Below are 7,944 nucleotides of genomic sequence, written 5' to 3'. Positions count from 1 at the left end.
GCGATCCGCCATCTCGTGGACAACGGGATCAAGTGGCGGGCGACGGCCGGGGATTTCCCGCCGTGGGACCGGGTCTACGCGTTCTTCCGCCGCTGGCGTGACCATGGCCTGGTCTGCAGGGCCATTGCCAAAGCCAGCTCCACGATGGGGGCGTGGACAGCACGATGGGCTCGCAGACACTCGACTTCGTGGCTTGCTGATCGATCTGCTCGACGGGCTCGAACCGTGGCCGCTGCTGGAGCGGGAACACGTGCGCCTCGGGCAGCCGTTCGGCTTCTCGCTCAGTCTTTCCGTCTCGCCGCTCACGGGCCCGGTACGAGGTCACTTGGAATAGGTCTGTTTCCAGCGTGTTCGGTGGCTGGCTCCTCCTTGTCCGTGTCCGTTGACTTCGGCCAGGGACAGCAAGGGTGTCCCGTTGTTCCACAGGCCGAAGAAGTCACGGTGAAGCGTGAGGATGCGGTGCTCGACCGCGAACGCCTCGGCCTGTGGGCTGAAGCGCGTGGTGGCGACGAAGATGGCCACGTCTGCGGCGAAGTGCACCTTCGCTCCCAACAGGTCGCGCACTTCGCGGCTGGCGATCGTCCGGTGGGGTGCGTACCGCTTGCACTGGATCACCATGGTCCGGCCGTCGGGCAGCCGGCCGAGCACGTCGGCTCCGTTGTCTCCGGCCCCGCCCACTCGGCGCACCTGCGTGCAGCCGTCGCGCCGGCACAAGGCGGCGACCACGTCTTCGAACTCGGTGCCGGACATCACGTCGATGGCTGCCAGCGTCCTGTGTCCCGCGGCGATCTGGTCCTGCCGTCTCCACGTGGCGTCCTTGCTGCGCAGCAGCCTGTCGGTACGCCATAGCCGCCACACCATCCAGCCGATTCCCGCAGCGGCGAGGACGGAGCCGATATACAGCCAGGCCACTGGGCGCAGCAGGGCCAGCAGGGCTATTGCGGCGAGCGCGCCTGCTGCCGCCTTGTACCGGGCGGTGCGGAGTCTGCGGGCAGTTCTGCTGCTGCGTTTGGCCGCCATGTACGCCCCCTCTTGCGCCGGGCCGGATCGATTCCTCCCTTCTGTGCAGTGTGGGCATGCTGGGCGACTTCACCAGGTCGCGGTTCAGGCCATTGGCTTGAACCTCTTCTCCCCTGCATGCGCCGGGCGGCATCCGGTTCTCGTTCGAGGTGGTGGGCTCGCCTGTTTACAGGCCGAGTTCGGCCAGTGCTGCCTGTTTGTGCTGGCTGAGGCGGGAGCGGCGGCGGCGCAGGTTGCTCAGCCACTGGCCCAGGCGTACGGGGTCGCCTTCGATCTTCTCGATGTGGCGCTGGGGGACGTTGAGATGGCCTTCTCTCGCGCGGAATGCCTGCGCGGCGGCCAGCCCGCGCTGGAAGGCACGCTCTCGTGCCGGCAGGTGACTCTGCCCGGCTGGGGAGGTGGGCTTGTCGGGCAGATCGGCGAGTCCCAGTTTCTTCAGCAGGCTCTTCTGTTCAGGGTGAAGGCGGTCGAATCGGGTGCGCTGAGCCTCAAGCCACTTGTCTTCTTCGGTGGCCGCCGTCGCGTGGTGTCCCAGGCTGTGGCGGGCGGCATGGTAGGTCCGCTGCCAGGTGATCGGCCAGGGCGGGTTCCACCAGCGGTCCAGGGCAGTGAGGGCGGCGGCTCGCTGGTCGGTGAGTGCCTCGGCGCGGGTGCGCTGGGTGGCCAGCCAGCGGCCCAGGGGGAAGCTGTCGTGGACTTCCTCGACGGGTACGGCGAGGTGGCCGTGGCGGGCGGCGTAGGCGGCGGCGTGGGCCAGTGCGCGGTCGAAGGCCTGCTGGCGGCGGTCCCAGATGATGCCGAGGCGTTCGAGGGCGTGGACGCGTACGGCGTCGAGGGTGCCTTTGGCGTGGAGGTGGCGTTGCCAGGTGAGCCAGCGGCCCAGGGGGTAGCCGGTGGGGTCTTGGTAGGTCTGGGGGACGTCGAGGTGATGGTGGGTGTGGCGGTAGCTGCGGGATGCGGCCAGGCCCCGGCGCCATTCGGCGCTCTTGGGGGCGAGGACGCGCAGGGATAGGGCGAGGGCGACTTCTTCTGTTTGGGTGGGGCGGTCGAAGCGGAGCCAGGCTTCGGGGTCCTCGCCGGGCATGGTGGGGCGGTGGGTGCGGGGGTCTGACAGGCGGGCGTCGAGGCGGTCGTCGTGGGCGCGCAGGGCCTGGATGGTGCGCCACAGCGGGGTGTAGGCGTCGGCGCCGAGGAGGTCGTCGGGGTCTTCGTCGGGGGTGAGGTAGACGGGGACGACGAGGGTGGCTTTCTTGCCTGCGCCGGGTTTCTGGCGCAGGGCGCGGCCGACGGCCTGGACGGTGTCGACGGGGCTGTTTTTGGGGTCGGCGAAGACGACGGCGTCGATGTCGGGGACGTCGATCCCCTCCCCCAGGACGCGGGCGTTCGAGAGGACGGCCGGGGTGTCGGGGCTGGTGTGCGAGGTGAACTCGAGGAGGAGGCGGCGGCGGACCTGGGGGGCGTGGCTGCCGCTGATCCAGTCCGCCCATAGCCCTTCGGGCCGCAGTTCGGTGGGCAGGGTGGCGGCGGTTTCGGTCAGGGTGGTGGCGAAGGCGCGGGCGTCGGCGACTCGGTGGTGGAAGGTGAGGATGCGGCGTAGCCGGTGGTCGTGGATGGCGCGCAGGGCGGCGACCTGGCGGCCGGCAAGGCGCAGTCCGTCGACGCCGGCGCCGGCGCCGGTGGCGAGCCAGTCGCGCAGGTCCGTGTCGGTGACGACGGGAACAAGGATCTGGTAGTCGGCGAGCAGTCCGAGGTCGATGGCGTCGGAGAGGTTGAGGTGGTAGGCGACGGGACCGAAGAGGTCTTCGTCGTCCATGGAGGCCACTGTCTCTGCACCGTCGCCGTCCGAGGCGTCGTCGGGGTCCCAGATGCGGGGGGTGGCGGTCAGGTAGAGGCGGCGGGCGGCCGGGATCTGGTCGTCATGGTGGACGGCGGCCCATGCCTTGCCGAGACGGCCGGCGGTGCGGTGGGCCTCGTCGATGACGACCAGGTCCCAGGCGGGCAGTTGGTGGTCTCGGTGCGCGGTGACCACTGCGGTCAGGGAGGCGTAGGTGGCGTAGACGGTGACCGGGCCTGGTCCCGTCGTGCGGATGTGGGTGGCCAGTTCGCCGGGGTCAGTGGTCATGGGTACGTCGGCGCCGACCGGTTCGTGGTCGAGTGCCTGTCGCGCGGAGCAGACCGCGATGGCGGTGCCTTTGCGTCCGGCCAGTCGCCAGGAGCGGATCGTCTGGGACAGCAGGTCCAGTGTCGGCAGCAGCACGAGGACACGGCCGCGGGGAGCGGTGCGGGCGGTGGTGCGGGCGGCGATCAGGGTCTTTCCGGTGCCGCAGGCGGCGATCACGCTCGCGCGGGGGTGCTGGGCGAGGGTGCGGACGGCTGCGCCGACGGCTTCCTTCTGGTGGGGGCGCAGTTCGAGGTGTGTGGTGGCCATGGGGACGCCGCTCCGGGACATGAGCTGGTGAGGGGGTCATTGTGGCATTGAGGGCAGGAGCTATTCGGCGGTGTGGGAGACCGGGTGCAGGGTGGAGCCGTCGGTGCCCTTCCGGACGTGGAGCTGGCTGGTGATGCGGCGGCGTAGTTCCGGGACGTGGCTGATGAGGCCGACGGTGCGGTCGTGGGCGCGCAGGGAGTCGAGGACGTCGAGGACTTGGTGGAGGGTGTCGTCGTCCAGGGTGCCGAAGCCCTCGTCGATGAAGAGGGTGTCCAGAACGCGTCCGCCTGCCTCGTAGGTGACCACGTCGGCCAGGCCCAGGGCGAGGGCGAGGGAGGCGAAGAAGGATTCGCCGCCGGAGAGGGTGTCGGTGGTTCGGTCCCGGCCGGTCCAGGCGTCGGTGATTTTCAGGCCGAGGCCGGAGCGGGCGCCGTGGGAGGCGCGGTCGTCGCTGTGGGCGAGGGTGTAGCGGTGGTCGGACATGAGGCGCAGTCGTGTGTTGGCGGCGTCGACGATCTGTTCGAGGCGGGCCGCGAGGACGTAGGCCTCCAGTTCCATCCGGTCGCGGTTGCTCGTTGAGGTGCCATGGATGACTTCGTGGAGGTGGTGGACGGTGTCGTAGGCCTCTTGCAGGGGGTGCAGGCGCTGGATGCTGTCGGTGAGGCGGGTGGTGAGCTCGGTGAGCTGGTCGTGGCGGGTGCGGGCTGCGGTGGTGGCAGCGATGGTGTCGGTGTGGTGTTGGGCTGCTGTCTTGTTCAGGTGACGGGCGCTTTCGAGGTCGGCGGGGGGCTGGGCTGCCGCCTGGGCGAGGGCGGGTCGCTCGAGGGTGGCGGTGTGTACGGCGCGCTGGTGGCTGAAGTTTTTGATCTCTTCTTCGATGGTGTGCAGGGTGTCGTCGTCGAGGAGGGCTTCTTCTGCGGCGTGGACCGTGGGGAAGTTGTGCTGGTGTGCGGCGGTTTCGGCCTCGCTGGCGCGCAGGGTGTGCTCTGATTCCAGGCGCAGGGCGGCGGTGGCGGCGGTGGCGGCCGCTTTGAGTTGGTCGGCGGTGCGGTTGAGGTCGGTCAGGCGGTCGGTGATGGAGGGTGCCCCTTGGCGTGCCTGGTCCAGTTGGCTTTCGAGGTCGGCTTGCCGGGTCGCGAGGTGGTCATATGCGGTGTTGCGGGCGGCGAGGTGTTCGCCGGCAGTGGTGGCCTGGTCTGTCATGGCCGTGTGGTCGCGGTCGAGAGCGGCGAGTTCCTCGCTTGCGGGTCCGGCGTCGGAGGCCGTCTTCAGGGTTGTTTCGAGGTCGGTCTGAGCGCTGGCCAGGAGGGTCTGGAGGTCGTCCAGCGGGGTGTCGCCGGCCTGGGCTCGGGCTTGGGCGACCAGTTCCCGGGCCTCATGGAGTGCGGCTGCGGCGTCTTCTCTGGTCTTCTCGGTCTTGAGATGGCGGGTTTCGGCCTTCTGTTCGTCCTCGCGGGTGGGCTGCCCCGGGTGGGGAGCGGCCTTGGCGGGGTGGGCGCATGATCCGCACACCGGGCAGGGCGTTCCTTCGGCAAGGTCTGCGGCCAGTTCTGCCGCCATGCCTTCGGTGCGCTGTCGGCGCACGGTGATGTAGGCCTGGGCAGCCTCACCCACTGCCTTGTCAGCGCTCTCCCAGCGCTTTTCGCGGGAGGCGGCGTCGGTGAGGCGGGCATCGCGCTGTTCGGCGGCTTTGAGGCGGCGCTGCAGGTCCTCGAGGGAGGTCTGCTGGTGGACGCTGTCGGTCTCGGCGCGCTGTGCGGTGTGCAGGCGTGCGGTCAGCGCGGCACGGCGGGCGGCTTCCTCGCCCAGCCACTGGGTGGCTTCGAGCTGGTCGGCTGCCAGTGCCTGGCGTTCGGTGTCCAGCTGCTCGAGGTCTTGCGTCATCTGCCGCATGGCGGCTTCCTGGGGCAGGAGGGCCTCGACGAGTGTGGCCTGGGCCCGTGTCTGCTGTTCGGCGGTGGTGAGTTCCTCGGCAGAGGCGGTGGCGTGCGGGGCGCTCAGTGCGTCGCGGGCTTGTTTTTCGAGGGTCTTCGCGCGTGTGTGCTCGTCGGCGGCGGTGTGGGCGGAGTGCAGGACCGGCGCGAGTTTTGCGGCGCGGCGGGCCTGCTGGAGTCGGTCGGTGATGTGCTGCTGGTGGGGCGCTTGCTGTTCCAGTTGCTTGAGTTGCTCGGCTGCGGTGCGGTGTTCGGTCTGTTGCTGCTGGAGCAGGTCCGCGGTCCGCTCGTGCGCCTGCTGTAGGGCCAGGTCTGCGGCCGCTTGCTGCATCTGTGTGTCGGCTGCCTCGAGGTGTGCGGCTGCTGTCTGCACCAGGAGGGCCGCCCAGGTGGGGGCGGTGTCGGGCAGGGTCTGCGGGGTGTCTGGGGCGGGGGCGCCCGCTTCGTGGTCGATGCCGGTGGCGGCTTGGTGGATGCGGTCGATGAGGCTGATGACGTCGCTGCGGGCGGCCTTGAGGTCCTTCTCCGCCTCGCGGCTGCGGTTGAGCAGCCAGGTGTCGATGTCGGTGAAGCGGCTGGTGCGGAACAGTTTGCTGAGGAGGTCCTTGCGGGTGCCTGCTTTGGCGCGCAGGAACTGGGTGAACTGGTTCTGCGGCAGGAGTACGACCTGGCAGAACTGATCGCGGCTCATGCCCAGCAGGGCCTGGAGATGGTCGCCGATCTCGTCGTGGGCTTTGCTGACGGCCTCCCACCGGTCCTGGCCCGTGGTGTCGTCGTGCTTCCGCTCGCGCAAGAGTGTTTTGGCGTTCTGCCAGGTGCTTCCGGTGCCGCGGGCTTTGGGTCTCGGCTGCCGGGGACTGCGGGTGATCTCCAGGCGGTGGCCGGAGAGAGTGACTTCGAGGGTGACCTCGGTGAGCAGATCAGTGGCGGCGTGGTCACTGCGCAGGAGCTGGTCTCTGTCGCCGGGCGTTTTGTTGTAGAGGGCGTAGCAGATGGCGTCGAAGACGGTGCTTTTGCCGGCTCCGGTGGCGCCGTGCAGGAGGAAGAGGCCGTCGCTGGTGAGTGATTCGAAGTCGATGGTGTGGGTTCCTGCGAAGGGGCCGAAGGCCTGCAGGGTGAGGCTGTGCAGGCGCACGTCAGACCGTCTCCTCGTGTGTGGTGTGCTGGGCGTGTTGGACGGCTTGGCGCAGCAGGGCGTGTTCGGCGGGGGTGGGGGCGTCGCCGCGGACTTTGGTGATGAAGTCGCAGGCGATGTCGAGGTCGTTGCGGCCTTGCAGGCGCTGGGTGTAGGTGGCGTGCTCGCCTGGCTGTTTCAGCTGACCGGGGCTTGGGGGCACCAGGGACAGGACGTGGGGGAAGCGGCGCCGTAGCTGGGCCATCGGTTCGTAGGGCAGGGCGGGGTCGGTGAGGGTGACCTGCAACCAGCTGTCGGTCAGGGACTCGTGGGCGGGGTCGGTCAGCAGGTTGTTGAGGGTGCCTTCCAGGCATGCCAGGGAGCGCGGGACGGGGGTGCGCACATGGCTGAGGTCGACGGTGCCGTCGGCGGCCATGTCGACGATGGTCAGGGTCTTGGTGTGGTGGGCTTCGGAGAAGGAGTAGGCGAGTGGTGAACCGCTGTAGTGGATGCGGCCGTTGACGTTCTGTGCGCCGTGGAGGTGGCCGAGGGCGACGTAGTCGATGCCGTGGAAGGTACTGGCGGTGACGTAGTCGAGTCCTCCGACGGTGATGTCGCGTTCGCTGGTGGAGCGCTCGCCTCCGGCGACGAAGGCGTGGGCGATGACGACACTGCGGGTGTGGGACGGGTAGGAGGTGAGGTCGGCGCGGATGCGGTCCATGGCTGCGGTGGTCACGGCCTGGTGGTTCTTGTCGGTGTCGAGGCCCTCGTGGGCCAGGGACGGCTCGAGGTAGGGGATGCCGTAGACGGCGACGGTGCCGTGGTCGTCGTCGAGCAGGACGGGGCGGGTGCAGGCGGTTTCCGGGTCGGTCCGCAGGTGCACGCCGGCCCGGGCCAGGACGCTGGCGCCGACGCCGAGCCGGTGGGCGGAGTCGTGGTTGCCGCTGATCATGATGATGGGGATGTGGAGTTCAGCGAGCTGGGTCAGTGCGTTGTCGAAGAGACGTACGGCGTCGAGGCTGGGGATGGCACGGTCGTAGATGTCGCCGGCCACGAGGATGGCGTCGACCTGTCTTTCGCGGGCCGTGTCGTGCACGTGCGTGAGAAACGCGCGCTGTGCGTCGATCAGGTCGGCTTCGTGGAACCGGCGCCCCAGGTGCCAGTCCGATGTGTGCAGGAACCGCATGAGCACAGACGGTAACTACCGTGACGCTTGTGCTGGAGGGTTTTCCCGATATCGGAGGAGAAATGAGCGCAGGTATGAGGGCTGTGGTGAGGGGGTTTCCCGCCTGCCGGCCCGTGGTACCGCTCTGGCCGTCGCTGTCGGGTGATTGTCAGAGGCAGGGGGCAGGATAGGCAGTGGGGGAAGGAGGATGTGATGTCGTTATCGCGTTCTACCAGTGGTGGATCCGTTGCGGCGCCGGGTGGGTGCCGCTGGTGCGGGATCG

General features: G+C 69.1%; 5 protein-coding genes and 1 pseudogene. 2 read left to right on the top strand and 4 right to left on the bottom strand.

Annotation, left to right across the window (positions count from 1 at the left end):
• Window positions 1-3: 3 nt before the first annotated feature.
• A pseudogene (locus ACWCPM_RS24125) lies at window positions 4-105 on the top strand (IS5 family transposase); the annotation flags it as partial.
• An 88-nt stretch (window positions 106-193) separates the two neighbouring features.
• The gene (locus tag ACWCPM_RS24120; protein ID WP_450978318.1) at window positions 194-334 is read left to right on the top strand and encodes a hypothetical protein; all 141 of its coding nucleotides are present in this window, start codon (window positions 194-196) and stop codon (window positions 332-334) included.
• Here the strand turns inward: ACWCPM_RS24120 and ACWCPM_RS24115 are convergent.
• The 4 genes from ACWCPM_RS24115 to ACWCPM_RS24100 form a co-directional block, all read right to left on the bottom strand.
• Complete coding sequence (locus ACWCPM_RS24115) at window positions 322-1,020, bottom strand: restriction endonuclease (RefSeq protein WP_450978317.1); 699 nt, start codon at window positions 1,018-1,020, stop codon at window positions 322-324. The two genes, ACWCPM_RS24120 and ACWCPM_RS24115, sit on opposite strands and share 13 nt — an antisense overlap.
• A 166-nt stretch (window positions 1,021-1,186) precedes the next feature.
• Entirely contained in the window at window positions 1,187-3,448 is a 2,262-nt protein-coding gene (locus ACWCPM_RS24110) for a Helicase associated domain protein (RefSeq protein ID WP_450978316.1), read from the bottom strand.
• A gap of 60 nt (window positions 3,449-3,508) precedes the next feature.
• A complete protein-coding gene (locus ACWCPM_RS24105; protein ID WP_450978315.1) occupies window positions 3,509-6,517 on the bottom strand; it encodes an AAA family ATPase in 3,009 nt (1,002 codons plus the stop codon).
• A gap of 1 nt (window position 6,518) precedes the next feature.
• Window positions 6,519-7,682, bottom strand: a complete 1,164-nt coding sequence (locus ACWCPM_RS24100; RefSeq protein ID WP_450978314.1) for an exonuclease SbcCD subunit D — start codon at window positions 7,680-7,682, stop codon at window positions 6,519-6,521.
• Window positions 7,683-7,944: the final 262 nt, after the last annotated feature.

The organism is Streptomyces sp. NPDC002309 (assembly GCF_053593375.1).
The sequence above is the reverse complement of the archived record's forward strand: the minus strand, read 5'-3'. Positions and strand labels throughout refer to the sequence as shown.